Below are 22,320 nucleotides of genomic sequence, written 5' to 3'. Positions count from 1 at the left end.
CTTCAGCCTGTTTCATCAGACCTCGGAAGACCTGCGAGCTGCGAAATCTCTGAGATCATCTGCTTGGAATCGGTGGGCAGCAAATCACTGGCATCGTCATCAACACCGATCGACGTGAGATCACTCAAACCCTCGGTCAGTCCGATTTCAGATGCCGTCGAGATATCTTGCCCACCCGCGTTGTCAGTTCGAGGCCGGCTGGGTAGAAACGGTTGCGGCTCTGAATAGGTCAAAGCCGTAGAGGCGTGGTGTTCGTTGATCCGAACTGCCCGCATTCCGCCGCACTGCCCCAACCGTCCTATCGCCATCCGCCCCCGCTCGATCGTCGTAATCTGAACTTTATCCAGCTTTGCCACGCTCAGCGGAAGAACATCCCCCACGTCCAGTTCGGACAGGCTGGTCAGCGGCAGGGACATGCGACAGAGCACGGCATTCAACTCGGCCCGCATCACGCCTGAGGCCTGCTGTAGCCTCAGGCCCGGAGTGTTTTCCTGCTCAGCCTGTTCCTTTTCTGACAGCGGAGGGTCAGGCAGTAAGATGCAAATCTCACCCTGCCGTGCACCACCGGCAAGCTCGACCGTCAGTTCTACAACACGGTAACTGTCATACGTCATCGCAAGCAGCAGCGCCTGCACATTCTCGGACCGCGATGCATATTCATACCCCGAAAGACTTATAAGATCCACTGGCCCGTCAACAAGACCGCGCGCACGGCCCAACATATCCTCGACCAATGGCGCGGTCATTGCCGCATCCGTATCGGTAAAGACGCGTTCAGACGGTGGGTCGGATGTGACCATCCCGATTGTTTGCTGCTGGACAATGGCCGAAACACATCCCGGATTCAGGCACACCGCTGCCGCACCTGCCTGCTCGGATAGAAATAGCAACAACAGCCAGCTGTCTTGCAGCCTTTCGGCCAACTCGGGCAGCGCGCGCTTGGCATACTTTGCCCCGATCACCGACAAGCCCAGCCCCAGCCCATCGCCTGCAGCGCGCGCCAACCCGAGCCGCAAGGCGCGCAGGATCGAACGAGGCGGTTCAGCCACGCTGTCCTGTCCTGCCGAAAGCTTGCGCGCCAATGCTGGCTTGGCCTGAACTGTCATCGCCCGAATCCACCGTTTGTCGATATTGCGACTCTTGGTGTAGCCCGGCGGGCGTTACGAATGTCTTTATATCATCGTCATTGTGCCGCCTGCCGATAAGCCAGCGGTAGGCTGACCCGGAATGCTGCACCGCCCTGCCCGGGCAGATAAGCCACTTCGCCTCCAAGGCGCTGCATGATCTCGCGACAAATCGCGAGGCCCAGCCCGGCCCCGCCTGCCTTGTCGGAACCGACGCGGGCGAATTTCTCGAACACCATCGATTGCGCCTCGAACGGGATACCACTCCCATTGTCGATGAAATCGATCACCACTTGGCCGCCCACATCATGAGCGGAAATGGTCAGCACCGGCTCGGCCGCGTTGCAATACTTCTGCGCGTTCGAGATCAGGTTGATAAACACTTGCCCCAGACGGTCCAGATCCGTGTGGAGCTGAATCCGCTCGGACGGGCGCACACGTTTCACCGCCAGTTTCCGCTCGCCACCCGTAAGCGCGCTCGAAACAGCGCGGTCCAGCACCTGGCTCAGCGTCGCCTCACCTATGTTCAGACTGACTTGACCACTTTCCAATACGCTCAAGTCCAGCAGATCATCCAAAAGGCGCGTCAGACGCAGCGCTTCATCATGAATGATCGCCGCGTAACGGGTCTGCTCGGCATCACTCAATCCATCAGTGTCGCGCATGATCTCAGAGAACGCCCGGATCGAGGTCATCGGGGTCCGCAATTCGTGACTGACCTGGCTGAGAAACGCATCTTTCTGCATCGATACCTGAGTCAGCTTTGCGTTCGCCTCGCGCAGCTGCCGCGCAGTACGGCTCAGCTCGGCCGACTTCACTTCGAGCTGGCCGGAATACTCAAGCAGCTGCGCAGATTCGTCGGCCACGGCCAGCAGGTCCTCGACCGAGACCGACGCGCCGCCGACAATCTGCCCGATCATGGCATGCGCGGTTGCGGCACCGACCGAGCCGCTCAATTCGCGCTCAAGACGCTCCAGAAATTGCGGCGTAGGTTCGGGCAAACGACCGGGGCGGCCCTTTTGCCGCGCAACCTCGGCCTGAAAAAACTCCTGCGCAGGCAACGTTCCCAGAATACGCTGGGTCATGATCATCAAATCTTCGCTCTGCGCCACTGATCCGGTCCATCCGCGCGGTGCGGCGGAATGATCGAAGACGTTGACGAACTGTGCCCCCTGAAGGCGTTCGAGCGGACTGGGAAAACTCAGCATCGAGGCAACGCAGAAGGCGATCGTATTCAGCGACAGGGACCACATCACAGTATGCACCATCGGATCGATCCCCTCGATCCCGAACAAGGCTTGCGGGCGCAGCCAACCCCAGCCGAAGGGGCCGTTCTCAATTACCGAAGGTGCGATGATTCCTCCGCCCATGCCCGGCAACAGCAACGTGTAAATCCAAAGGAAGAAGCCGACGCTCAGTCCGACCAGAGCCCCTGTTCGCGTCGCCCCGCGCCAAAACAATCCCCCCACAAGGGCCGGCAAAATCTGCGAAATCCCGGCAAAAGCCACCAACCCGATGGAGGCCAGCGCCGCACCGCCTCCGGACAGGCGATAGTAAAAATAACCCAGCGCCATAATCGCTGCGATTGATACCCGCCGGGCCATCAGCACGATCGTGCGCACATCGCCTGAAACCGAACCCGCCCCCTCATGCGTATTCAGCCAGATCGGCATGACCACATGGTTCGAAACCATCGTCGACAACGCCATGGCGGTCACGATCACCATCGAAGTGGCAGATGAGAAGCCGCCGATAAAGGAGAGCATCGCCAGCCAGTCATTGCCTTGTGACAGGGGCACCGTCAGTACGAACAGGTCCGGGTTCGACCCCTCCGGCAGCAAGTCCAGACCGACCACGGCAATCGGCACCACAAAGAGGCTCATCAACAGCAGATACAGCGGAAAGGCCCAGGCCGCGGTGCGCAGATGGCTTTCGTCATCGTTTTCGACAACCATCACCTGGAACATCCGCGGCAGACAGACAAAGGCCGCAGCCGACAGGAAGATGAAGGTGGTCCACCGCCCGGCATCCACTCTCCACTGACCGATTTCCGATGCATCAATTCGATCCATCATCGGGCCGATTCCACCGGCGATACCCCACACGACGAAGATACCAACCGCCAGCAAGGCAAACAGTTTGACCACCGACTCCAATGCGATGGCCGTGACAACGCCGTGGTGCCGCTCGTTGGCGTCCAGGTTTCGCGTGCCGAACAGGATCGCAAACACTGCAAGCCCAGTGGCCACCCAGAACACGCTGGAGCCTTCGCGATAGAGGCCGGTCGGATCTGCCTCGGCAAAGATCGAAAACGACAGCGTGATCGACTGCAGCTGCAACGCGATATACGGAGTGCCCCCCAGAACCGCCAGAATGGTCACGCAAACCGCCAGCGTGTTCGACTTGCCATAGCGCGACGAGATCAAGTCAGCGATCGAGGTCACCCGCTGGCTGCGTCCGATCCGCACCAGCTTGCGCAGACCCCACCACCAACTCACCATCACCAGCGTCGGACCCAGATAGATGGTGACGAACTCAAGCCCCGACCGCGCGGCATTGCCGACGGCTCCATAGAACGTCCAGGCCGTGCAGTAGATCGACAGCGATAACGTGTAGATCAGTGGTGAACGCAACCACTTCCCGCCTCCGCGCGCAGCAAGCCGGTCGGCGGCAAAGGCCACGCCGAACAACAACACGACATAGCCCAGACAGACCAGTATCAGGACGTTCAGCGTTGCCATAGCTCGGCCCCGGATTCGGCTTTCTCACGCGCGGCCATACGCCGGGCTGCAAAACCGAAAATCAGGCTGATCAGGATCAGAACACCCCAGCACGCAAAGATGTAGAACATCGCTGACGACAGCGACAGCGCATCGGTTTCACCATTGCTGTCAGGCCAGAGCAACGGAAGGGCCAGCAATGCCGCCCCCAGAAACGGCAACAGGCGCGCCGCGTCAGCCAGTCTGCGGCGGCGATAGCTTTGACGCTCCAGAAAAAGCGACGGTCGAACCGGACCGCCAGAGTCCTCACCCTCGTCCGAGGGGCTCATGATCGCGAGGCCTGCGCGTGCAGATCACGCACAGCTGTCAGAACCTCGGTATTCGAGAACGGCTTGGTCATGAAACGGCTGACCCCGGCCTGCTCTGCCATCTCGCGGTCGCGGGATTGCCCGCGCGCGGTCAGCATCAGAACCGGCAGGCCCTGCATCTCATCGTGCTCGCGCAGATCACGCAATATCTCCATGCCGTTTTTGCCCGGCAGCATCACATCCAGAATGACCAGATCGGGCCGGGCCGCCAGCACGACCTGCACTGCATTCGTGCCCTCGGCATGGGTCTCGACCTGCCAACCCTCGCGCGTCAGCAGAAACCGGATCGCTTCGGTGATGTTGGGCTCATCCTCGATCAGCAGAACCTTACGGCTCATATTTGCAATTCCTCCCCATGACCGGTCGCACGTCCGGCCACCTGTCTAAAACAGCTTAAGCGTTCTGCCCGGAAACTGTCAAAACCCTTCGCGCAGGATCGAAGGCTCACGCCGTGCATGGCAATCACGTTTCGGGCAAATTCGGCAACTTGCCCCCACTTGCGCCGCACCTTCAGCGGGTTGCGCAGAACCTTCTACCGGCAGAACCAGCATGATTGACCGATATACGGGCTCATCCCCGAACGCTGCGACAGGTTGGGGCCAGGCGATTGCGATGCACTCAAACTCAGCTGCCGTTCGACCCAGTTGCACTACACGTCTGCGAATCGGGACCAGAGGGCGATTCAACGCGCTAAACAAGGGCCAGAGCGGGCACGCTTCGCCGTGACGCGGCAGCCCGAACCCCTGGGTGGGCTTGTAAAACAAAACACTGCCCGAAGTATCGCAGATGACCAGCCCGGCAGGGCGTGCCAGCACGCCTTCGGGCAAGGACGCCAGCCGTCGTAGCGCCGTAGGCAAATCAACAGAAAAGGCCGCCGCAAGGGCCAGCGGATCAGGGTTTGTCGGATCCAACGCGGCCTCAACCTGATCAAGCGGCATGGCACGCGCGTCTGCGGCATAAAGGTCCAGAAGCTCGGTCGCCACCGTTCTGGCGGCGGACGACTCCAGCTTGTCCAACGCCACATCAACGCCTTTCCCTCCTGTCTCAATCTCAGGAAAGTTAAAGCCCCGCTCAGCAAAGAAAGCCTCGACCGCGTCTAGCGGAATACCCCTTAAGTCGCCCTGCTCCTGACTGTCATCCAGATAGGCCACCAGTGCCTTGGAGCTTTCGGCCAATCGTTCCGCATCCTGATGGAGATTGCTGTGAAAGCGGTCCTGCCACTCGGCCTCGATGTCGCCGGGTTCGGCCAGAATGGCGGCGGTGGATCGGATCGCGGCAGCGGTCGACAGCACCTCATGCATCGAAGCGGCCAGATGCGGGTCATGGGTCAGCCGGTCCGAGAGTGTTTCCACCGTCCGCTCCAGCGAAACCACGCGGCGGTGCATCTGCGCCAAAACCCCGGACCAGCCGGGAAAACGTCCGGCAAATTCCTCAAGCGCATCCAATTCCGCCTGCTGGCCCAGCGCGTCCGCCGCAGCCTCGCGCAGCGCCGCGATCAGCGTAGCCTCAATCCCCTGTGTCAGCAGCGACGGTTCAACCGACAGAGCCGAGGCAATATCGACCAGCAGCTTGCCCCCGATCCGGCGGCGATTGTGTTCAATCAGGTTCAGATAAGAGGCCGAAATTCCAACCTGCCGCGCCAGTTCGGCCTGCCGCAATCCCGAAATCTGCCGCCTTTCGCGTATCCGGCTGCCTGTCAGAGTGTCTCGCATCGCTGCTGGACCTTTGGGATCGTCGCTATGGTTTTCAGAATTAGTCTATAATTTTTAACAGTTGCCCAAGTGTTTTCAAAGCAAATTTACAAGCTTAACAAATCCAGATGTCTGGAATCGGGGAAACCTGTTGCCTCCCCTTCTCTTTCAGCACAATACGCGTCACCATAGGTATATGAGCGATCCCGCCTTCGAATACGCCCCCATCGGCCTTGTCGAGCTTGAAAACCGGATCATCCGACGTTGCAATCTACAGTTCGCGCGGACCTTCGGCGGGGATGAGGCCGAGTATCGCAATATGCCTCTGCTGCACCTTTACCCATCGGTTGCTGATTGGGAACGTATCGGCGCACGCAGCCTTCAGGTAATGCGCGACACCGGATATTACACCGATGAACGGGTTATGCGCCGCCGTGATGGCGACCTGTTCTGGTGCCGCGCACGGGGGCGATCCCTCACGCCAGATGATCCTTTCCGGCATGGCATCTGGAGCTTTTCCGACATCTCTGAGGAACGTCCGCTGGTTGAACTGACCACGCGCGAGCGTGAAGTGGCGATCCTGTCGTGCCGGGGTCTCTCGGCCAAGGAAATCGGCGTCGAACTTGGGTTGAGCTATCGCACCATCGAAGCCTATCGCGCCCGGCTGCTGGAAAAATTCGGAGCCCGAAAGCTGCCAGAGCTGGTGGCCAAACTGTCAGGGATGCCCTTATGAGCGGCGCCACGTCCGAAATACGACGCAAAACCCCATAATCGAAGGCCCAAACGGCGCTTTTCATGACCGCCCGCATAGCATATAACCCAGCGTAATCAGACCAAGCCCGCAGGAAACAGACGGGCCATAGGGGAACCTTCGAGGACACTCATGACAGATACCAAACACGAAGCGGATGTGGCGTTCATCAAGGCACTGGCCGAATTGCTGCGCGAAAATGATCTGACCGAACTGCAGGTCAAACGTGAATATGGCGAAGAAGACAGCCTGAATGTCCGTGTGAGCCGTATGTCGCAGACTGTTGCCGCTCCGGTTCAGGTCGCCGTTCCAGCAGCCGCCCCCGCAGCGCCCGCTCCGGTCGCCGCCCCTGCCGCTGCCGAAGCTCCTGCCGCTGTGGATGATCCTGCCAGCCACCCCGGCGCCGTGACCTCGCCCATGGTCGGCACGGTCTATATGCAGCCCGAACCGGGCGCGCCTTCGTTTATCTCGGTTGGCGCTTCAGTGTCCGAAGGCGACACGCTGCTGATCGTCGAAGCAATGAAGACCATGAACCACATCCACGCGCCCAAATCCGGCACCATCAAACGTATCCTGGTGGGCGATGGCGACGCTGTGGAATTCGGCACGCCTCTGGTCATCGTTGAGTAAGGCGGGCCCATGTTCGACAAAATCCTGATTGCCAACCGAGGCGAGATCGCCCTGCGCGTGATCCGCGCCGCGCGCGAGATGGGGATCAAGACGGTTGCCGTGCATTCGACCGCCGACAGCGACGCGATGCATGTGCGCATGGCGGACGAATCGGTCTGCATTGGCCCTCCGCCCAGCCCGCAAAGCTATCTGTCCGTGCCCGCGATCATCTCGGCCTGTGAAATCACCGGCGCGCAGGCGATCCACCCGGGCTATGGCTTCCTGTCCGAAAATGCCGAGTTCGTGCAGATCGTCGAAGATCACGGCATCACCTTCATTGGCCCCACCGCAGAACATATTCGCGTCATGGGTGACAAGATCACCGCCAAGGACACCATGAAGGAACTGGGTGTGCCCTGCGTTCCCGGCTCCGATGGCGGCGTTCCGACTCTGGAAGACGCCAAGCGCATCGGTGAGGAATTCGGCTATCCCGTTATCATCAAAGCCACCGCCGGTGGCGGCGGCCGTGGCATGAAAGTCGCGATGAGCGCCGACGAGATGGAAAGCGCTTTCATGACCGCGCGCGCCGAGGGCAAGGCTGCCTTTGGCAATGACGAGGTCTATATCGAGAAATACCTCACCACGCCGCGCCATATCGAGATTCAGGTCTTTGGCGATGGCAAAGGCAAGGCGGTTCACTTGGGTGAACGCGACTGTTCGCTGCAGCGCCGCCACCAGAAGGTGTTCGAAGAGGCCCCTGGCCCCTGCATCACCCCGGAAGAACGCGCCAAGATCGGTAAGGTCTGTGCGGATGCGGTTGCCAAAATCAACTATATCGGCGCGGGCACCATCGAGTTCCTGTACGAAAATGGCGAGTTCTATTTCATCGAAATGAACACCCGCCTACAGGTGGAACACCCCGTGACCGAAGGCATCTTTGGCGTCGATCTGGTGCGCGAACAAATCCTTGTCGCCGCTGGTGAGGATATGTCGTTTGGTCAGGACGATCTTGAGATCAATGGCCACGCCATCGAAGTACGGATCAACGCTGAGAAGCTGCCAAATTTCTCGCCCTGCCCCGGCAAGATCACTGCGTATCACGCTCCGGGCGGTCTGGGGGTTCGGATGGATTCAGCACTCTATGACGGCTATTCGATCCCGCCCTACTACGACTCGCTGATTGCCAAGCTGATCGTGCAGGGCCGTGACCGGGCCGAGGCGCTGGCACGTTTGGAACGCGCATTGGGCGAACTGATCGTCGACGGCATCGACACCACTGTTCCCCTGTTCCACGCGCTGCTGCAGGAACCCGATCTACACAGCGGTGACTACAACATCCACTGGCTGGAGCACTGGCTTGCGGAGAATATGGCCCAATAAGAACACGGGATCGGAAGGTTACGGCCTTCCGGTCCCAGGGCATCCAGCATGAGCCTTTCCCCCGAACTTCTGCTGCACGGCTATTCCATCGGTATCTTTCCGATGGCCGAACACCGTGATGACCCCGAACTTTTCTGGGTCGACCCGAAGTTCCGAGGCGTTTTTCCTTTGGACGGTTTCCACATCTCGCGCAGTCTGGCCCGCCGTCTGCGAACCTGCGGATTCACCATCAGCATCAATCGCGACTTTGCTGGCGTGGTAGAGGGTTGCGCTGACCGGGCGGACACTTGGATCAACCCGGAACTGCGTCGGCTTTACGACGAATTGCATAAGACCGGCCACGCCCACTCTCTCGAAGTCTGGGACGCAGATCGCCTGGTTGGCGGTGTCTATGGCGTGGTTTTAGGCGCGGCCTTCTTTGGTGAAAGCATGTTTTCGCGTCGCACCGATGCGTCCAAGATCGCATTGGCCTATCTGGTGGACCGCTTGCGGCAAACTGGATTTGTCCTGTTCGACACGCAGTTTCTGACCGCACATCTCGCCTCGCTGGGCGCCATCGAAATACCGCGCGCAGCCTATCATAGCGAATTAAAGCAAGCGCTTGAGGTCAGCGCGGATTTCACTGCTGATCTAAAGCAGCGACCTCAGGGGGTCATACAGCGGATCACCCAGACATCGTAACGCGCATGATCCAGCGCATTCAGCGCCGGTGAAGTTGCGATCATCCAGCCATCAAACAATTGCTGCGCCTTGCCCTGCTCCCAAATCGTGAGATAGGCAAACGCGTCCCCGGTCGGGTTCTCGGCCGGATAACGGCAATCGCCCAAAGCGACGTCCAACCCGAACACACTCTCTGTCTGCCCGTTCCGCACCTCGACATCCACGGTCTGACCGCTGACCTTATCAAGCCCGCGCAACATCGCGCCCGGTCCGGACTCAACCTTTTGCTGGGCCGAGGCGACACTGGTCGACAGCAGAACAGCCATCAGAGCCATACGCATCATTCGCTACCGTCCCCGGCCACGAATTTCACCAGCAACGAGATCAGGCTGACCGCACCCTGCGTATCCGTAATCTCATCACCCGCCTCGAAATAAAACGGGGACCCACCGGGCATCACTTCAACAAAGTTCCCGCCCAGCAAACCCTCGGAGGAAATCACAATCGCGCTGTCATCGGGGATGAGAATTCCATCCGCCACAGAGAAACGTGTATCGGCCCGGTAGGTATCAGAGTTCAGGGTCACGTCGGTTACTGTCCCGATCTTCACGCCCGCAAGCCGCACGTCTGTACCGACACCCACGCCCTCGAGCGAGCGGAACGACGCGCCCAACTCATAACCAACGCGGGTTTGAGACAGGCCTGTGGACTGGCTTGCGTAGACGCCAAACGCGATGGCACAGGCGAGCACGACCCCGCCGACAATAACTTCGGTCTTGGTATGAGTAGACATCTGGCCTCGCCTATTCCGGGCTCCACGCCTCGTAATCGCTGCGTTCAACCGGGTCAGGACGACGCAAAGACCCCGCAGGGGTGTAAGCCAGCGCGGTTCCGGTCAGATTCTCCTGATGCGGTTTTTCCCAGGACTTATGCGCCAGCGGCTTGTCCGTTGGTGGCTCATCCCAGGTACGGTGCAGCCAGCCATGCCAGTCGGGATCAATCCGGCTTGCCTCAGCCTCGCCATTGAAAATCACCCAGCGCTTGCTGTCATCAGCGGTGCGATAGAACACGTTGCCTTCGTTGTCTTCACCGACTTTGACACCTTTCCGCGAGGTATAGATCTGCGTGTTCAGAGTGGCCCCGTTCCACCAGGTCACGGCCCGCAAAAGACTGTTCAGGATTCCCATCGGCTGCCTCCGGCATTTCTGTCTCCGCAGATATGGACCAAAGGCTCGCCAAGGTCCAGTGCAACGGAGCTTGTCTGCGTCAATCCGGCAAAATCGCGGTCACTTCGATTTCGATCCGGTACTTCGGGTCGATCAAACCGCATTCAATCATCGTCGCTGCAGGCGGATTTGCACCGAACGTCTCGGCCAACACAGGCCAACAAGGCGCAAATTCGGTGCGATCTGGCAGCATATAGGTCACACGCACCACGTTCGAGAATGAAGTGCCCGCCTCCTCTAAGGCGTTCCCGATGATATCAAGGGCGGACCGGCATTGTTCGACAACAGTGTCACCCTGCCCGACTGTGCCTGCGACATGTACCCAACCACCGGCGACAACTGCCCGGCAATAGCCTGCCTTAACCTCGAACTCACCACCTGAAGATATGCGCCTGATTGTCATTCGAGCCCTCTCAGAAACCAATTGCCGTTTGGCATAATCGTCGAAAATGCGAGGCTCTGCCTCGCGCTCCGGGATATATTCGGCCAGATGAAGGACGGATCCCCTGCTTCATCTGGCATCAAATACTTCGGGGGTGTCGCGGCTTGCCGCGGCGGGGGCAGTGCCCCTTACTCACGTCTCCGAATATGATCCAAGTGAATTGAGGAACGTGCTTAGCCAGCGGACGCCGACTCTGCCGTGTCTGCATAGATGATCAAAGGCTGAGACTCGGATGTAACCGCCTCTTCATTGACCACTACTTCGGTCACATTCTTCATACCCGGCAATTCGAACATCGTATCCAGCAGGATGTCTTCGAGGATCGACCGCAGACCTCGCGCACCGGTTTTGCGCTCAATAGCTTTTTTCGCAATGGCTTTCAGCGCATCATCCGTGAAAGCCAGCTCTGCGTCTTCCAACTCGAACAACCGTTGGTATTGCTTGACCAGAGCGTTTTTCGGGCTTGTCAGAATGGTGACCAGCGCATCTTCGTCCAGATCTTCCAGCGTCGCCAGAACCGGCAGGCGGCCAACAAATTCCGGGATCAGGCCGAATTTCAGCAAATCTTCGGGCTCGAGATCCTTAAAGATCTCGCCAACGCCACGCTCATCATTGTCGCGGACATCCGCGCCGAAGCCCATAGCAGAGCCTTTGCCGCGCTGTGCGATGATCTTATCCAGACCAGCAAACGCGCCGCCACAGATGAACAGGATGTTCGTGGTATCCACTTGCAGGAATTCCTGCTGCGGATGCTTGCGCCCGCCTTGCGGCGGTACCGAGGCCACTGTACCTTCCATCAGTTTCAGCAGAGCCTGCTGCACGCCCTCACCCGATACGTCGCGCGTGATCGAGGGGTTTTCGGACTTGCGCGTGATCTTGTCGACCTCGTCGATATAGACAATGCCGCGCTGCGCGCGTTCGACATTGTATTCGCTCGCCTGCAACAGCTTGAGAATGATGTTCTCAACATCCTCGCCCACGTATCCGGCTTCGGTCAGCGTGGTTGCATCCGCCATGGTGAACGGCACATCCAGAATCCGCGCCAGTGTCTGCGCCAGCAGCGTCTTACCGCAGCCGGTCGGGCCGATCAGCAGGATGTTGGACTTGGCCAGCTCAATATCGTTGCCCGCCTTCTGGGCGTGATTCAGGCGCTTGTAGTGGTTGTGCACCGCAACCGACAGAACACGCTTGGCGGTGGCCTGTCCGATCACATAATCGTCCAGCACCTCACAGATATCCTTGGGAGTCGGCACGCCGTCCGAGGATTTCAGGCCGCTGGCCTTGGTCTCTTCACGGATGATATCCATGCAGAGCTCGACACACTCATCACAGATGAACACGGTCGGGCCCGCGATCAGCTTGCGCACCTCATGCTGGCTTTTGCCGCAGAAGCTGCAGTAGAGCGTGTTTTTGCCGTCACCACCAGAATTGGTCGCCATGATTTACCCCTCGGGCTCCGTCTCGGCGACCCCACCCAAGGGGCCGCGTTTGCCGTCAATGCCTGCAGCTTAGGCCAGCGTTCTGGCGGCTACAATCTCAAAATCATCCCTCACGCCGGAAGCGCGCGGTTTTGAACTTAGTCCTCGTCACCGTCCATCTTGGCGCGGTTTTCGACGATCTCGTCGATGTGACCCCAGTCCTTGGCCTCTTCCGGGCTCATGAAATTGTCACGATCCAGCGCCTTTTCAACCGCCTTCTTGGTCTGTCCGGTATGACGCACATAGATATCATACAAGCGATCTTTCAGCTTTTGCGTCTCAGCCGCGTGGATCATGATATCACTGGCCTGCCCTTGATAGCCGCCGCTGGGCTGGTGCACCATGATGCGGCTGTTAGGCAGCGAAAACCGCATCCCCTTCTCGCCACCGGCCAGCAGAACTGAACCCATCGAGGCCGCCTGACCGATCACCAAAGTGGAACATTTCGGCTTGATATACTGCATTGTGTCGTAAATCGACAAACCACTGGTCACCACGCCACCGGGCGAGTTGATGTAGATTGAGATCTCTTTGCTCGGGTTTTCCGCTTCAAGATGCAGCAGTTGCGCGACCACAAGATGGCTCATCCCATCATGGATCGGGCCATTGATGAAAATGATCCGCTCTTTAAGGAGGCGCGAGAAGATGTCGTATGCGCGCTCACCCCGGCTGGTCTGTTCGACGACCATGGGGACGAGTGTGTTCATGTATGTGTCAACTGGATCGAACATGGGAACCTGCCTGCTTTGATGTTGATCGGGACATTACCCGGAGAAGAGTTACCTGAGTCTTAGTGCCGCCACAGAGGGGCTGCAAGGGGGGCCGCGCGTTCATCGGCGCGTGTGGCTTTGCGAGCAAGCATTCAGAATGACCCCGCGCATTCGTGTTCGACACATCACGCCATTTTGATCCGTGCATATAGAAAAACACGCCTGATATCTGTACCAAGATACACCACCGCGTCGGCTGCTGCGCGCTGCCTCAATTACACTGCGGGACTTGTAAGGAACACAAAAATGGCTCTTTCTCAGCTGACCAAGGATATGTCGCCCAACGATCTGGACCAGATGGTTGAAAACGCGACGCGAGCGTCAAATTTCCTAAAGGCAATCAGCCATGAAGGGCGCTTGATGATCCTGTGCCATCTCGTCTCTGGCGAGAAATCGGTGACCGAGTTGGAGCGGCTTTTGTCCGCCCGGCAGGCAGCCGTTTCGCAACAGCTATCGCGGCTCAGGCTCGAAGGTCTGGTTGTGCCCCGGCGCGAGGGTAAAGCCATCTACTACCGGCTCGCAGACGATCGACCCGTCCGCATGCTGGAAGTGGTCTATGAGCTTTTTTGCAGTTCCAAAGCGTCCTGATCACTCCTGTCATTTCATCATTGTGGTTTGCTTTGACATTCGGATGAGTCTGCTAATCGAGCGCTTTTTCCGAAGGCTGGCATCGTGGTTCGCTCCTCGCTAAAACCGGTAGCTGTTTGTTCTCAAAGCTGCTAACCAAAAGCAAACAAACACTGATGGAGTTCCCGATGATCCGTGCATTCATGATTGGCCTGGCCTTGTTCACATTGACCGCATGTGAAACTGCAAAAGGCGCGGGCAAAGACATCGAAAAGGCGGGTGACGCCATTCAGAACGCTGCCGAGGATGTTCAGGAGAACATCTAAACCTCTCCAGCATATTGCGGCAACGATGCAACAGGCCGCAATATGTTGTTGCCTTGGTTCCTGCAGGCGGCTAATCTGATGGGACAGGTGCATAGACGCGGCATTGCATTTCTGACGAACCAACGGGGTTCTTTCGTTCATGCGAAAGAACCCCGTTTTCATCTGAAGGGTGGTGGTGCGTGGTAGCCTGTATGAACCGATGGTTCTGAAAAAGGAAAAGGCGTCAGGTGCTCAGACGCGGTCTTTGCATGCATCCTTGCGGACACTCCTGACGCCTTGCTGGTCCGATCCGCCCGAGGGGCATCTCGATCCAGTTGCCGCCGCCCCCGGAGGGACCTTGGCGACTGCCGCACGCGCTATGTCGCGCCGCAGCCCGCATCGACCTTCTGAGAGGCTAACCACCTGACCCGAACACGAAGCCCTGATCACCTGATCCACCACCGGTAAGTCATTGCAACCAAGAACAAATCCTAGAACTTGCCTTCGCCGCCGCGACCCCCTTGGCCTTTGCGTCCCGCCCCTGTTGCGAAGAACTGAAGCAGTGATCAGACTGTTGCATCAGCACCCTGAACCGGCAAGAAAATAGCACTGCAGCATGAAAATTAGACGGGGATAAACTGTTGATATCCAGCGGGAGAGGCATGTGGACAACTCTGAAATCGACACAACTCGGCGGGGTTGTGTGGGGATAAGTCCAGACTTAAGAAACCACCCCGATTTTCACCAGTTTCTGCACCTGCAAAGCCTCCGTGCGCTGCGTTAGGGGCGAATTGTCCGAGTTGTACAACACTCAGACCCCCAATCTTTCGAATCGTACAACCGGAGATTCGCCCATGCGCCTGACCATCTCAGAAGCCCGTGCCCGGCTGGGAGAGCTGACCACCCTCTCACAAGACCCCCGACAGGTGATCGTGCTGACCCGCTATGGCAAACCGCTCGCTGCTCTGGTCTCGATGGCCGAGGCCGAGCGGATCTGGCAGTTGCAGGATGATGGCCGGATCGGACGCAAACACCCGCTCAGCGGGCTGCGCGGGTGGTGGTCGAAAGGGCGTGGTATTCCGGGGATGGAACCTGGGCCGGACGGTTCTTACCTCACCGCGCGCGACGCCGCGCTGAAGGTCCGCGAGATCCAGATGACCCGAGCCGAGGAACGCCGCATCCTCAAACGCGGGGGGCTGGATCCTGTCGCGGGCGGCGAGATCGCCGCCCGGCCCTGCTCCTCCCTGTGGAGGCGCATGTTCCTGAGAAGCGCTCCAACCTGACCGGGGTACCTACTACTCCTGCCGCACTCACAATACGCAGCGGCATATACCCCCTTTAACATCCGGTCAGGCCGAAGACGCTTCAGTTCACCTGACGTTCCAGAACGGTGCTGTAGGTCGTTCCTCGACGCAGGCTACGGAAATCCGCATAAATCTTGCCATCCTGATACCGGGCATCGATCAGGGCGTTGACGCCGATCTCGGGATTGGCCGAACTTTCGACGATGCTGACCCGGGTCGGATCATCCAGCGAGATGGTCCCGGTGGCATCCATGACGCGCCAGTCTTGCGCGGCGTTCGGACGCCACTTGCTGGGCCCCCAGAACACGTTGTCCTGTTGTTTCTGGATGTCCAGCACCCATTCGGCGTTGTTGAACCGCGGCGCATCGCCGGTTGTGGTCCGGTTCGGACCGACGGTGGTATAGCTGCCCACCCATGTGCCGCGCAGATCCGGCGTATCGGCCATGGCAGAGGTGGCAAGGGTGAGGCTCGTGGCCAGAGCGGCTGCTCCGGCAGTCATATATCTGGTCATGGGGATCTCCTCCTGAAAGCGACCCTTTGGAGTTCAAAAACGAACGTCCTTGCTGTGGGATACAGATTGGGCGGAGGTGTGCCGGTTACAACTTACCTAAGGGAAACTTCATAATCGGTTAATGTTTGCGTCAGGCCCAGGCCAGCGCGGTGCCGACGATGACAAGGCCGATGCCCGCGACTTCGCGATACGAGAAGTTCTCGCCAAACAGGAAGAATGAGGCGATGGCGATCAGAACAACCTCGGCCCCCAGAATGCCGGTATAGATGATGCCCAGCCGTTCCTCGCGCAGCGCGGCGAGTTCGAGCGTTGCCCCGGCCAGCAGGGTCGCAACGATCAGCAGGCCAAGACCCACACCGGGGAGTTTCCACCAGAACTTCATCGCGATCATGGCCACGGAATAGAGACCCGCCGACCCGAGGGCGATGATGGGGATCATGGATGTAGACATTTGGACCTCCTGCAGAGGGTTCCGTTGGGTCAAGTGTAGCAGGAGGATGGGGTTGGGGCTGTGAGGTGGGTCACAGTGGGGGTGATCAACTGGGCCGAGGTCCGCGACCGGTCTGAGGGTGCGACACCCGACTCGGGAACGGTCCAGCGGATCGTTTCAGTGTCAACCCGTAGCGCGGGAAGCGATTTGATGTCACAAGCAAGAAAGCGAGAACACACTGAAAAATGTGTATCTGTTCTTATTAAGCTGTCAAACAGCTCAATCATCCAAACGAAACAAGGTACTCGTAAAGCGCTGCAGCAACAATACCTCCAACTATGGATAAAGCAAAACTCATCAGTGCTTTTCGCTTTCTACGCTCTCTAATTTCAGCAATCCGTTGATGGTACTTCAAATCACTCTCGTACAGCTCAAAAATCAATGAACTAGGAGTATCGGGGCGCCAACTTATCTCCGCTGCCATTGCAGAAAAGATTGCGACAATAATCCCAAGTGCAATAAACATGAGCCCCCTCAAAACGGTCAAGTGTGGCTGATACTTTGCAGATAATGATTCCAGATGAGAAATTACTTGATCTAACTTTGGTGTACCGTCATCAAATTTTGTTATGATTGCTGCATCGTCAATAATCCAATAGCTAACTCCCAGAAACACCAGAACTGAAAGAAATGGAACTGAAACTACAGCAAATTCTCGACTAAACATCCTATTTTTCTGAAGCTTAGCACCTGCTTGCGATATTTCTGGATCAACATCAAAAATTCGTTGTATAACGTTCAAAATATCTTCAGCCCACGATCTATTAATATATTCAATCTCAACACGAGCGGGCTCTGAACCATCAAATCTACTGCGGCGATAAGAAACACTATCCGCAATAGGTCCAATGGAGATTGTCACCTTTTCTCGACACGGGTGTTCAATATCGGGATAAGTAACTAAGAAAATATACTGAATTGACACAAATCTAGTAATAGATTTCTGCATTGGTGAGATCGACAAAATCTTTTCAAGATCGTTTGATCTAAATCCCTTCCCATCCGAAAATGAAATTGAGTATCGGGTTGATAATAGTTTCCCGTGGTTTTGTTTTTCGACGCGCTCTTTCAAGGTCAACTCTAGACCTCTCAAGGTATCAGCATTTACACAAATATTTCCGCTAAAGGCATAATTAAGCTTGTCAGCCCCACCGATGATACTGCCTAGAAAGTCCGCGAACTTATCCTGTGTTACCGGAAGAGTTACGCTATACTCAGGTTCATCCTCGTCGCTTAGGTCCAGAATCTCACCATCAATCATTTAAGAGTCCTTGGGTTATCCTAAATTAGTACATGATAAAAAAGTGCCTAGTAATACTCTTACTGTCGTAACATTGCTAGAAAAAATTGCACTTCAAGGCATTTTCAACTGGAAAGCTCTGTTTCGGGATGACCTTCAGCTGTCCATTTTTAAGGCGCTAATAAACGCCTCCTGAGGAATATCCACCTTCCCGAACTGACGCATTTTCTTCTTACCCGCCTTCTGCTTGTCCAGCAGTTTGCGTTTCCGCGTGGCGTCGCCTCCGTAGCATTTCGCGGTCACGTCCTTGCGCAGCGCCGAGAGGGTCTCGCGGGCGATGACCTTGCCTCCGATGGCGGCCTGGATCGGGATTTTGAACATGTGGCGCGGGATCAGGTCCTTGAGCTTTTCGCACATCGCCCGGCCCCGCATCTCGGCCCGGTCGCGGTGAACCATGGTTGACAGCGCGTCGACCGGTTCGTCATTCACCAGCACCGACATCTTGACCAGATTATCCTGCGTGTAGCCGGTCATCTGGTAGTCGAACGAGGCATAGCCCTTGGTCACCGATTTCAGGCGGTCGTAGAAGTCAAAGACGACCTCGTTCAGCGGCAGGTCATAGACGACCATGGCGCGGCTGCCCGCATAGGTCAGGTCCAACTGGATGCCGCGGCGGTCCTGACACAGTTTCAGCACGTCGCCGAGGTATTCATCCGGCACCAGAATGGTCGCCTTGATGCGCGGTTCCTCGATATGGTCGACCTTGGACGGGTCGGGCATGTCGGCGGGGTTGTGCAGCTCGATCATCTCGCCGTCTTTCATGTAGACGTGATAGATCACCGACGGCGCGGTGGTGATGAGCTCGATATCATATTCGCGTTCGATGCGGTCGCGGATGACCTCAAGGTGCAGCAGGCCAAGGAAGCCGCAGCGGAAGCCAAAGCCCAGCGCGGCCGAGGTTTCCATTTCAAAACTGAAGCTGGCGTCGTTCAGGGCCAGTTTGTCGATCGCATCGCGCAGGTCTTCGAATTCGGAACTATCGACGGGGAAGAGGCCACAGAATACGACGGGTTGCGCGGGTTTGAAGCCCGTCAGAGCCTCTTCGGTGCCGTTGCGGTCATTGGTGATGGTGTCACCGACGCGGGTGTCGCGGACCTGTTTGATGGATGCGGTGAGAAAGCCGATCTCACCAGGGCCAAGCGAGTCCACCATCTCCATCTCGGGGCGGAAGACGCCGACGCGGTCGACATGGTGCAGGGTGTTGTTCGACATGAACTTGACCCGCATCCCCTTTTTCAGCGTGCCGTCCATGATGCGGACCAGAACGATGACGCCGAGATAGGCGTCGTACCAGGAATCCACCAGCATCGCTTTGAGCGGCGCGTCCAGATTGCCCTGCGGCGCGGGCAGTTGCTGCACGATGGCCTCGAGCGTTTCGTGGATGCCCTGCCCCGTCTTGGCACTGACCTGAATGGCGTCGGTCGCGTCGATGCCGATCACATCCTCGATCTGTTCGGCCACGCGGTCACAATCGGACGCCGGCAGGTCGATCTTGTTCAGCACCGGCACGATCTCATGATCGGCGTCGATGGCTTGGTACACGTTGGCCAGCGTCTGCGCCTCGACCCCTTGGGTCGAGTCCACAACCAGCAGCGAGCCTTCGACCGCGCGCATGGACCGGCTGACCTCATAGGCAAAGTCCACGTGGCCGGGGGTGTCGATCAGGTTCAGCACGTATTGCTCGCCATTGTCGGCGGTATAGTCGATGCGGACGGTGTTGGCCTTGATGGTGATGCCACGTTCACGCTCGATATCCATGCTGTCGAGCAGCTGTTCCTTCATGTCGCGATCCTTGACTGTTCCGGTCTCTTGAATGAGCCGGTCAGCAAGGGTGGATTTGCCATGGTCGATATGCGCGACGATGGAGAAATTGCGGATATGAGCGAGGTCTGTCATGGGTTGGGGATATGTAGAGGAATCGTGGGTTGGTCAAGGTGGCACGTTTAGTGTCTGGGAACACTAATCCTCTGCGATGAGGTGGCGATGGTCGAAGTGGAAAATTTGGAGCAGCTCAAATTGGCACTTGAGCACCACTCAATAGACAAGTGCATCGAAGTTGCGCTTCGAGCTGCCATTAGGAATTTCACCCCGCCAAACCAGAGCGGCAACATCGACGCAAGTGAGAAAAATGTATTTCCGTACGGGCGGCTGTTGCTGCAGGCAGTTGTCCACTCTCGGTTTCATTGTATTGAGTCAAAGAACGCGCTGAATCGAACGATAGCACACCTAATCGCACGTGAACGTTTCATAGGGCAGTCATCTGCGTACCTCGCAGCCATAGCCACAATTAACCGTGACAGTACAATTGCAATTGAGACTATCGAAAGTGTAGCAATATCATTTGCGTCAGAGGCTAATCAGGAGCAATTCCTGTTTGGTCAAACTCCTAGAGATTTCTCGACGCGGCATGCTTATGATGCTGCATTTGCACTATTGTTAAACACAAGCCTTGCCGACTCACGTATCCCAAAGGGAGATGCATTCGATCGACCACTTTGGAATGACACTGTCGATTTCAAAGTGCCTTTGGATCAGCGCATCAACTACAGCGAGTATTTTCATGAGCAGAGGTTCGCATTCTGGCGTGAGTGGCACCACGGGTTTTTAGTTGGAAAGCCGCTAGACTGGCAGCTTCAAAGAAGGATCGCATTAATTAGCGAAGATATCTGGAGCTCCGGGCTAGATGCCGTCGCCCTTGAAATCGAACAAATTCGGGCTCGCTGGGATGTTGAAACAGCCCTCAAGGGCTTAGACGACGACCCTTATTCCAGAACCTCTGCGCGCCACGGTATCGGAGGGAACAACCCTCCTGAAAGCATTCAAGATGAGCTTTTGGTTGGTTCAATAACTTTGATCTGGGAAGCCACCGAAGAACTCTCAACAGCTCTGGAAGAGGAAAGTCCGCCTTCAGAGTGGATTGAAACTATCCTGAGCAAGCTCAAATCAGGTTTGGGCGACGTGCTCAAATGGAGTGCACTGACGGTTAAATTGGCAGTTGGAACCGTTGTCGTCATAGGCTCCAAGAAAGTCACGACCGCAGTGGTGGATACCTATATTGCTAAACATCCTGAGAAAATCGAAGCGTTGGTCGAAGCCTTGGGGCGCTGGTTGCCATTCCTGCGCTGACCAGTGCCGGGCTGAAACCCAGCCTACGGGGTGGGGCATTTCTGACTCGTGTATTCACTTTTTCGAACCACCCGATTGATCCCGAATCCACTTTGATTCATACTCCGCCGCAGACCGAGAGGGGCAGAAGACCCGTCCGGGCAGGCAAAAAACGAGGCTCGAGTATGAAACAGTTACTCCTAATCGCATTTTGTGCGGCATCGCTGACATCGGTGGCTCCGGTCGCGGACGCGGCACAGATCAAGCGGGCGTGTTTGGCGTCGGACCGTGAGGCGGCGACGCGGGATCGGTGTTCTTGCATTCAGCGCGTGGCTGATCAGGCGCTGACGCGTGGCGATCAGAAGACCGTGGCCAAGTGGTTCGAAGACCCCCATCAGGCGCAGGAGTTGAAGATGTCGCAGACCGCGCGCGATGATGCGCTGTGGGATCGGTATAAGAACTTTGGCCAGATGGCGCAGGCGATCTGCAGCTAAGCCAGACGCAATCCTTGACCTGATGCACGCTGCGCCCCAGAAATGGCGCAGCGAAAGGTATGTGCGATGGTGATGAAAGGGCTGACCCTGCGGGGCCTTGAGGTGTTCGAGGCGCTGGCACGGACGGGATCGGTGGCGCAGGCGGCCGAGATCACGGGGCTCAGCCAGCCCTCGGTCAGCCAGCAGTTGCGCAATCTGGAAAAGGCTCTGGGCACCGATCTGGTCGATCACGGGCGGCGGCCGATGCGGCTGACACAGGCCGGGCGCAGCTTTCTGACACGCACGCAGGCGGTGTTGGGTGAGCTGCAGGTGGCGCAGAGCGAGCTTGCGGTGATGGATCTGGGGCATCTGACCACACTGTCCATCGGGTTGATCGATGATTTCGACAATGATCTGACACCGCGGCTGGCCACACTGTTGGCCGACAGTTTGACCCGTTCGAAATTCAAGCTGATCACGCTGCCCAGTTTGGACCTGTTTGAGGAGCTGGAAGCCCAGCGCCTGCATCTGGCCGTTTCGGCCCATTCAGGCGAGGTGCTGGAGGGCGTGGTCGAATACCCGCTGGTGCAGGATCCGTTCATTCTGGTGGCACCCAAGGGGGTCGAACAGCCGATGCTGGAGCTGCCCTTCTTGCGCTATGCCCGCGAGCAGTTGATCAGCCGTCAGATCGAAAGCCATCTGGCCCGGCAACAGCTGGAGTTCGAGGAACGGTTCGAGATCGGTTCTCACCTCGCGTTGATGGCGATGGTTGCGCGGGGTCTGGGCTGGGCGATCACCACGCCGCTGGGTTATATGCGCGCGGCCCGGTTCCATGACGGGATGGAGGCCCACCCTGCCCCGTTTGGCGAATTCGCGCGCACAATCTCGCTGTTCACCCGTACCGACTGGTCAGATCAGGTGCCGCAGGAGGTGGCGGACATGATCCGGCGGCTGATGCAGAGCCAGATCGTCGATCCTGCCGTGGCGCAGCTGCCGTGGTTGAGCGGGCAGCTGAAGGTGATGAGTTAGAGCAGAGGACAGACGAG

General features: G+C 57.6%; 25 protein-coding genes. 10 read left to right on the top strand and 15 right to left on the bottom strand.

The features are described 5' to 3' along the window. Window positions 1–2: 2 nt before the first annotated feature. The 5 genes from ACR3EM_RS02585 to ACR3EM_RS02565 form a co-directional block, all read right to left on the bottom strand. On the bottom strand, window positions 3–1,106 hold the full coding sequence (locus tag ACR3EM_RS02585) for a FliM/FliN family flagellar motor switch protein (protein ID WP_480469258.1): 1,104 nt from the start codon (window positions 1,104–1,106) through the stop codon (window positions 3–5). A gap of 77 nt (window positions 1,107–1,183) precedes the next feature. Beyond that, entirely contained in the window at window positions 1,184–3,865 is a 2,682-nt protein-coding gene (locus ACR3EM_RS02580) for an ATP-binding protein (RefSeq protein ID WP_480469257.1), read from the bottom strand. Continuing rightward, complete coding sequence (locus tag ACR3EM_RS02575) at window positions 3,853–4,173, bottom strand: hypothetical protein (RefSeq protein WP_480469256.1); 321 nt, start codon at window positions 4,171–4,173, stop codon at window positions 3,853–3,855. The genes ACR3EM_RS02580 and ACR3EM_RS02575 overlap by 13 nt, the downstream gene beginning before the upstream one ends. Further along, on the bottom strand, window positions 4,170–4,550 hold the full coding sequence (locus ACR3EM_RS02570; protein WP_480469255.1) for a response regulator transcription factor: 381 nt from the start codon (window positions 4,548–4,550) through the stop codon (window positions 4,170–4,172). The genes ACR3EM_RS02575 and ACR3EM_RS02570 overlap by 4 nt, the downstream gene beginning before the upstream one ends. A 78-nt stretch (window positions 4,551–4,628) precedes the next feature. Then, window positions 4,629–5,924, bottom strand: a complete 1,296-nt coding sequence (locus ACR3EM_RS02565; RefSeq protein WP_480469254.1) for a short-chain fatty acyl-CoA regulator family protein — start codon at window positions 5,922–5,924, stop codon at window positions 4,629–4,631. A gap of 175 nt (window positions 5,925–6,099) precedes the next feature. Between ACR3EM_RS02565 and ACR3EM_RS02560 the strand changes: the two genes are divergently transcribed. The 4 genes from ACR3EM_RS02560 to aat all read left to right on the top strand — a co-directional run bounded on the left by ACR3EM_RS02560 (window position 6,100) and on the right by aat (window position 9,324). Further along, window positions 6,100–6,636, top strand: coding sequence for a helix-turn-helix transcriptional regulator (locus tag ACR3EM_RS02560; RefSeq protein ID WP_480469253.1), 537 nt, complete (start codon window positions 6,100–6,102; stop codon window positions 6,634–6,636). Between the two features lie 150 nt (window positions 6,637–6,786). After that, complete coding sequence (gene accB / locus ACR3EM_RS02555) at window positions 6,787–7,284, top strand: acetyl-CoA carboxylase biotin carboxyl carrier protein (protein ID WP_480469252.1); 498 nt, start codon at window positions 6,787–6,789, stop codon at window positions 7,282–7,284. Between the two features lie 9 nt (window positions 7,285–7,293). Continuing rightward, window positions 7,294–8,643, top strand: coding sequence for an acetyl-CoA carboxylase biotin carboxylase subunit (gene accC / locus ACR3EM_RS02550; RefSeq protein ID WP_480469251.1), 1,350 nt, complete (start codon window positions 7,294–7,296; stop codon window positions 8,641–8,643). A 48-nt stretch (window positions 8,644–8,691) separates the two neighbouring features. Next, window positions 8,692–9,324 carry a leucyl/phenylalanyl-tRNA--protein transferase gene (gene aat, locus ACR3EM_RS02545; RefSeq protein WP_480469250.1) on the top strand — a complete coding sequence of 211 codons (633 nt, stop codon included), beginning with the start codon at window positions 8,692–8,694 and terminating at the stop codon, window positions 9,322–9,324. Here the strand turns inward: aat and ACR3EM_RS02540 are convergent. From ACR3EM_RS02540 to ACR3EM_RS02515, 6 genes are all read right to left on the bottom strand, one after another. Beyond that, window positions 9,288–9,647, bottom strand: a complete 360-nt coding sequence (locus ACR3EM_RS02540; RefSeq protein ID WP_480469249.1) for a DUF2155 domain-containing protein — start codon at window positions 9,645–9,647, stop codon at window positions 9,288–9,290. The genes aat and ACR3EM_RS02540 overlap by 37 nt on opposite strands. After that, complete coding sequence (gene mlaD / locus ACR3EM_RS02535) at window positions 9,644–10,096, bottom strand: outer membrane lipid asymmetry maintenance protein MlaD (RefSeq protein ID WP_480469248.1); 453 nt, start codon at window positions 10,094–10,096, stop codon at window positions 9,644–9,646. The genes ACR3EM_RS02540 and mlaD overlap by 4 nt, the downstream gene beginning before the upstream one ends. A gap of 10 nt (window positions 10,097–10,106) precedes the next feature. Further along, window positions 10,107–10,490 carry an NADH:ubiquinone oxidoreductase subunit NDUFA12 gene (locus ACR3EM_RS02530; RefSeq protein ID WP_480469247.1) on the bottom strand — a complete coding sequence of 128 codons (384 nt, stop codon included), beginning with the start codon at window positions 10,488–10,490 and terminating at the stop codon, window positions 10,107–10,109. Between the two features lie 79 nt (window positions 10,491–10,569). After that, on the bottom strand, window positions 10,570–10,932 hold the full coding sequence (locus tag ACR3EM_RS02525) for a RidA family protein (protein ID WP_480469246.1): 363 nt from the start codon (window positions 10,930–10,932) through the stop codon (window positions 10,570–10,572). A gap of 212 nt (window positions 10,933–11,144) precedes the next feature. Next, a complete protein-coding gene (gene clpX / locus ACR3EM_RS02520) occupies window positions 11,145–12,410 on the bottom strand; it encodes an ATP-dependent Clp protease ATP-binding subunit ClpX (RefSeq protein ID WP_480469245.1) in 1,266 nt (421 codons plus the stop codon). Between the two features lie 137 nt (window positions 12,411–12,547). Next, a complete protein-coding gene (locus ACR3EM_RS02515; RefSeq protein ID WP_480469244.1) occupies window positions 12,548–13,180 on the bottom strand; it encodes an ATP-dependent Clp protease proteolytic subunit in 633 nt (210 codons plus the stop codon). A 285-nt stretch (window positions 13,181–13,465) separates the two neighbouring features. On the opposite strand from ACR3EM_RS02515, the gene ACR3EM_RS02510 reads away from it, so the two are divergent. From ACR3EM_RS02510 to ACR3EM_RS02500, 3 genes are all read left to right on the top strand, one after another. Continuing rightward, complete coding sequence (locus tag ACR3EM_RS02510) at window positions 13,466–13,807, top strand: ArsR/SmtB family transcription factor (protein ID WP_480469243.1); 342 nt, start codon at window positions 13,466–13,468, stop codon at window positions 13,805–13,807. Window positions 13,808–13,974: 167 nt separating this feature from the next. Beyond that, window positions 13,975–14,112: an entericidin A/B family lipoprotein gene (locus ACR3EM_RS02505; protein ID WP_480469242.1), complete on the top strand. Its 138-nt coding sequence runs from the start codon at window positions 13,975–13,977 to the stop codon at window positions 14,110–14,112. 833 nt (window positions 14,113–14,945) lie between these two features. Beyond that, complete coding sequence (locus tag ACR3EM_RS02500; protein WP_480469241.1) at window positions 14,946–15,374, top strand: type II toxin-antitoxin system prevent-host-death family antitoxin; 429 nt, start codon at window positions 14,946–14,948, stop codon at window positions 15,372–15,374. 82 nt (window positions 15,375–15,456) lie between these two features. Here the strand turns inward: ACR3EM_RS02500 and ACR3EM_RS02495 are convergent, their stop codons facing one another. From ACR3EM_RS02495 to lepA, 4 genes are all read right to left on the bottom strand, one after another. After that, complete coding sequence (locus ACR3EM_RS02495) at window positions 15,457–15,906, bottom strand: hypothetical protein (RefSeq protein ID WP_480469240.1); 450 nt, start codon at window positions 15,904–15,906, stop codon at window positions 15,457–15,459. A gap of 130 nt (window positions 15,907–16,036) precedes the next feature. Further along, window positions 16,037–16,357, bottom strand: a complete 321-nt coding sequence (locus ACR3EM_RS02490) for a hypothetical protein (RefSeq protein WP_480469239.1) — start codon at window positions 16,355–16,357, stop codon at window positions 16,037–16,039. A gap of 262 nt (window positions 16,358–16,619) precedes the next feature. Then, window positions 16,620–17,657, bottom strand: coding sequence for a hypothetical protein (locus ACR3EM_RS02485; RefSeq protein ID WP_480469238.1), 1,038 nt, complete (start codon window positions 17,655–17,657; stop codon window positions 16,620–16,622). Between the two features lie 135 nt (window positions 17,658–17,792). After that, the gene (gene lepA, locus ACR3EM_RS02480; RefSeq protein WP_480469237.1) at window positions 17,793–19,592 is read right to left on the bottom strand and encodes a translation elongation factor 4; all 1,800 of its coding nucleotides are present in this window, start codon (window positions 19,590–19,592) and stop codon (window positions 17,793–17,795) included. 87 nt (window positions 19,593–19,679) lie between these two features. On the opposite strand from lepA, the gene ACR3EM_RS02475 reads away from it, so the two are divergent. The 3 genes from ACR3EM_RS02475 to ACR3EM_RS02465 all read left to right on the top strand — a co-directional run bounded on the left by ACR3EM_RS02475 (window position 19,680) and on the right by ACR3EM_RS02465 (window position 22,303). After that, window positions 19,680–20,822, top strand: a complete 1,143-nt coding sequence (locus ACR3EM_RS02475) for a hypothetical protein (protein ID WP_480469236.1) — start codon at window positions 19,680–19,682, stop codon at window positions 20,820–20,822. Window positions 20,823–20,986: 164 nt separating this feature from the next. After that, the gene (locus ACR3EM_RS02470) at window positions 20,987–21,295 is read left to right on the top strand and encodes a hypothetical protein (protein ID WP_480469235.1); all 309 of its coding nucleotides are present in this window, start codon (window positions 20,987–20,989) and stop codon (window positions 21,293–21,295) included. 66 nt (window positions 21,296–21,361) lie between these two features. Further along, window positions 21,362–22,303 carry a LysR family transcriptional regulator gene (locus tag ACR3EM_RS02465; protein WP_480471884.1) on the top strand — a complete coding sequence of 314 codons (942 nt, stop codon included), beginning with the start codon at window positions 21,362–21,364 and terminating at the stop codon, window positions 22,301–22,303. The last annotated feature ends 17 nt before the right edge of the window (window positions 22,304–22,320 follow it).

The sequence above is a fragment of the Ruegeria sp. AH3 genome, from assembly GCF_056536265.1.
Note: the sequence above shows the minus strand (reverse complement) of the source record. Positions and strands in the feature narration are given on the sequence as shown.

Coding starts and splice junctions, on each gene's coding strand:
- mlaD (WP_480469248.1), bottom strand. CDS start 10,096: ATGTCTACTCATACCAAGACCGAAGTTATTGTCGGCGGGGTCGTGCTC.
- accC (WP_480469251.1), top strand. CDS start 7,294: ATGTTCGACAAAATCCTGATTGCCAACCGAGGCGAGATCGCCCTGCGC.
- accB (WP_480469252.1), top strand. CDS start 6,787: ATGACAGATACCAAACACGAAGCGGATGTGGCGTTCATCAAGGCACTG.
- ACR3EM_RS02490 (WP_480469239.1), bottom strand. CDS start 16,357: ATGTCTACATCCATGATCCCCATCATCGCCCTCGGGTCGGCGGGTCTC.
- ACR3EM_RS02565 (WP_480469254.1), bottom strand. CDS start 5,924: ATGCGAGACACTCTGACAGGCAGCCGGATACGCGAAAGGCGGCAGATT.
- ACR3EM_RS02495 (WP_480469240.1), bottom strand. CDS start 15,906: ATGACCAGATATATGACTGCCGGAGCAGCCGCTCTGGCCACGAGCCTC.
- ACR3EM_RS02500 (WP_480469241.1), top strand. CDS start 14,946: ATGCGCCTGACCATCTCAGAAGCCCGTGCCCGGCTGGGAGAGCTGACC.
- ACR3EM_RS02570 (WP_480469255.1), bottom strand. CDS start 4,550: ATGAGCCGTAAGGTTCTGCTGATCGAGGATGAGCCCAACATCACCGAA.
- ACR3EM_RS02530 (WP_480469247.1), bottom strand. CDS start 10,490: ATGGGAATCCTGAACAGTCTTTTGCGGGCCGTGACCTGGTGGAACGGG.
- ACR3EM_RS02525 (WP_480469246.1), bottom strand. CDS start 10,932: ATGACAATCAGGCGCATATCTTCAGGTGGTGAGTTCGAGGTTAAGGCA.
- ACR3EM_RS02585 (WP_480469258.1), bottom strand. CDS start 1,106: ATGACAGTTCAGGCCAAGCCAGCATTGGCGCGCAAGCTTTCGGCAGGA.
- ACR3EM_RS02485 (WP_480469238.1), bottom strand. CDS start 17,657: ATGATTGATGGTGAGATTCTGGACCTAAGCGACGAGGATGAACCTGAG.
- ACR3EM_RS02470 (WP_480469235.1), top strand. CDS start 20,987: ATGAAACAGTTACTCCTAATCGCATTTTGTGCGGCATCGCTGACATCG.
- ACR3EM_RS02505 (WP_480469242.1), top strand. CDS start 13,975: ATGATCCGTGCATTCATGATTGGCCTGGCCTTGTTCACATTGACCGCA.
- clpX (WP_480469245.1), bottom strand. CDS start 12,410: ATGGCGACCAATTCTGGTGGTGACGGCAAAAACACGCTCTACTGCAGC.
- ACR3EM_RS02475 (WP_480469236.1), top strand. CDS start 19,680: ATGGTCGAAGTGGAAAATTTGGAGCAGCTCAAATTGGCACTTGAGCAC.
- ACR3EM_RS02540 (WP_480469249.1), bottom strand. CDS start 9,647: ATGATGCGTATGGCTCTGATGGCTGTTCTGCTGTCGACCAGTGTCGCC.
- ACR3EM_RS02560 (WP_480469253.1), top strand. CDS start 6,100: ATGAGCGATCCCGCCTTCGAATACGCCCCCATCGGCCTTGTCGAGCTT.
- ACR3EM_RS02575 (WP_480469256.1), bottom strand. CDS start 4,173: ATGAGCCCCTCGGACGAGGGTGAGGACTCTGGCGGTCCGGTTCGACCG.
- lepA (WP_480469237.1), bottom strand. CDS start 19,592: ATGACAGACCTCGCTCATATCCGCAATTTCTCCATCGTCGCGCATATC.
- aat (WP_480469250.1), top strand. CDS start 8,692: ATGAGCCTTTCCCCCGAACTTCTGCTGCACGGCTATTCCATCGGTATC.
- ACR3EM_RS02465 (WP_480471884.1), top strand. CDS start 21,362: ATGGTGATGAAAGGGCTGACCCTGCGGGGCCTTGAGGTGTTCGAGGCG.
- ACR3EM_RS02515 (WP_480469244.1), bottom strand. CDS start 13,180: ATGTTCGATCCAGTTGACACATACATGAACACACTCGTCCCCATGGTC.
- ACR3EM_RS02580 (WP_480469257.1), bottom strand. CDS start 3,865: ATGGCAACGCTGAACGTCCTGATACTGGTCTGTCTGGGCTATGTCGTG.
- ACR3EM_RS02510 (WP_480469243.1), top strand. CDS start 13,466: ATGGCTCTTTCTCAGCTGACCAAGGATATGTCGCCCAACGATCTGGAC.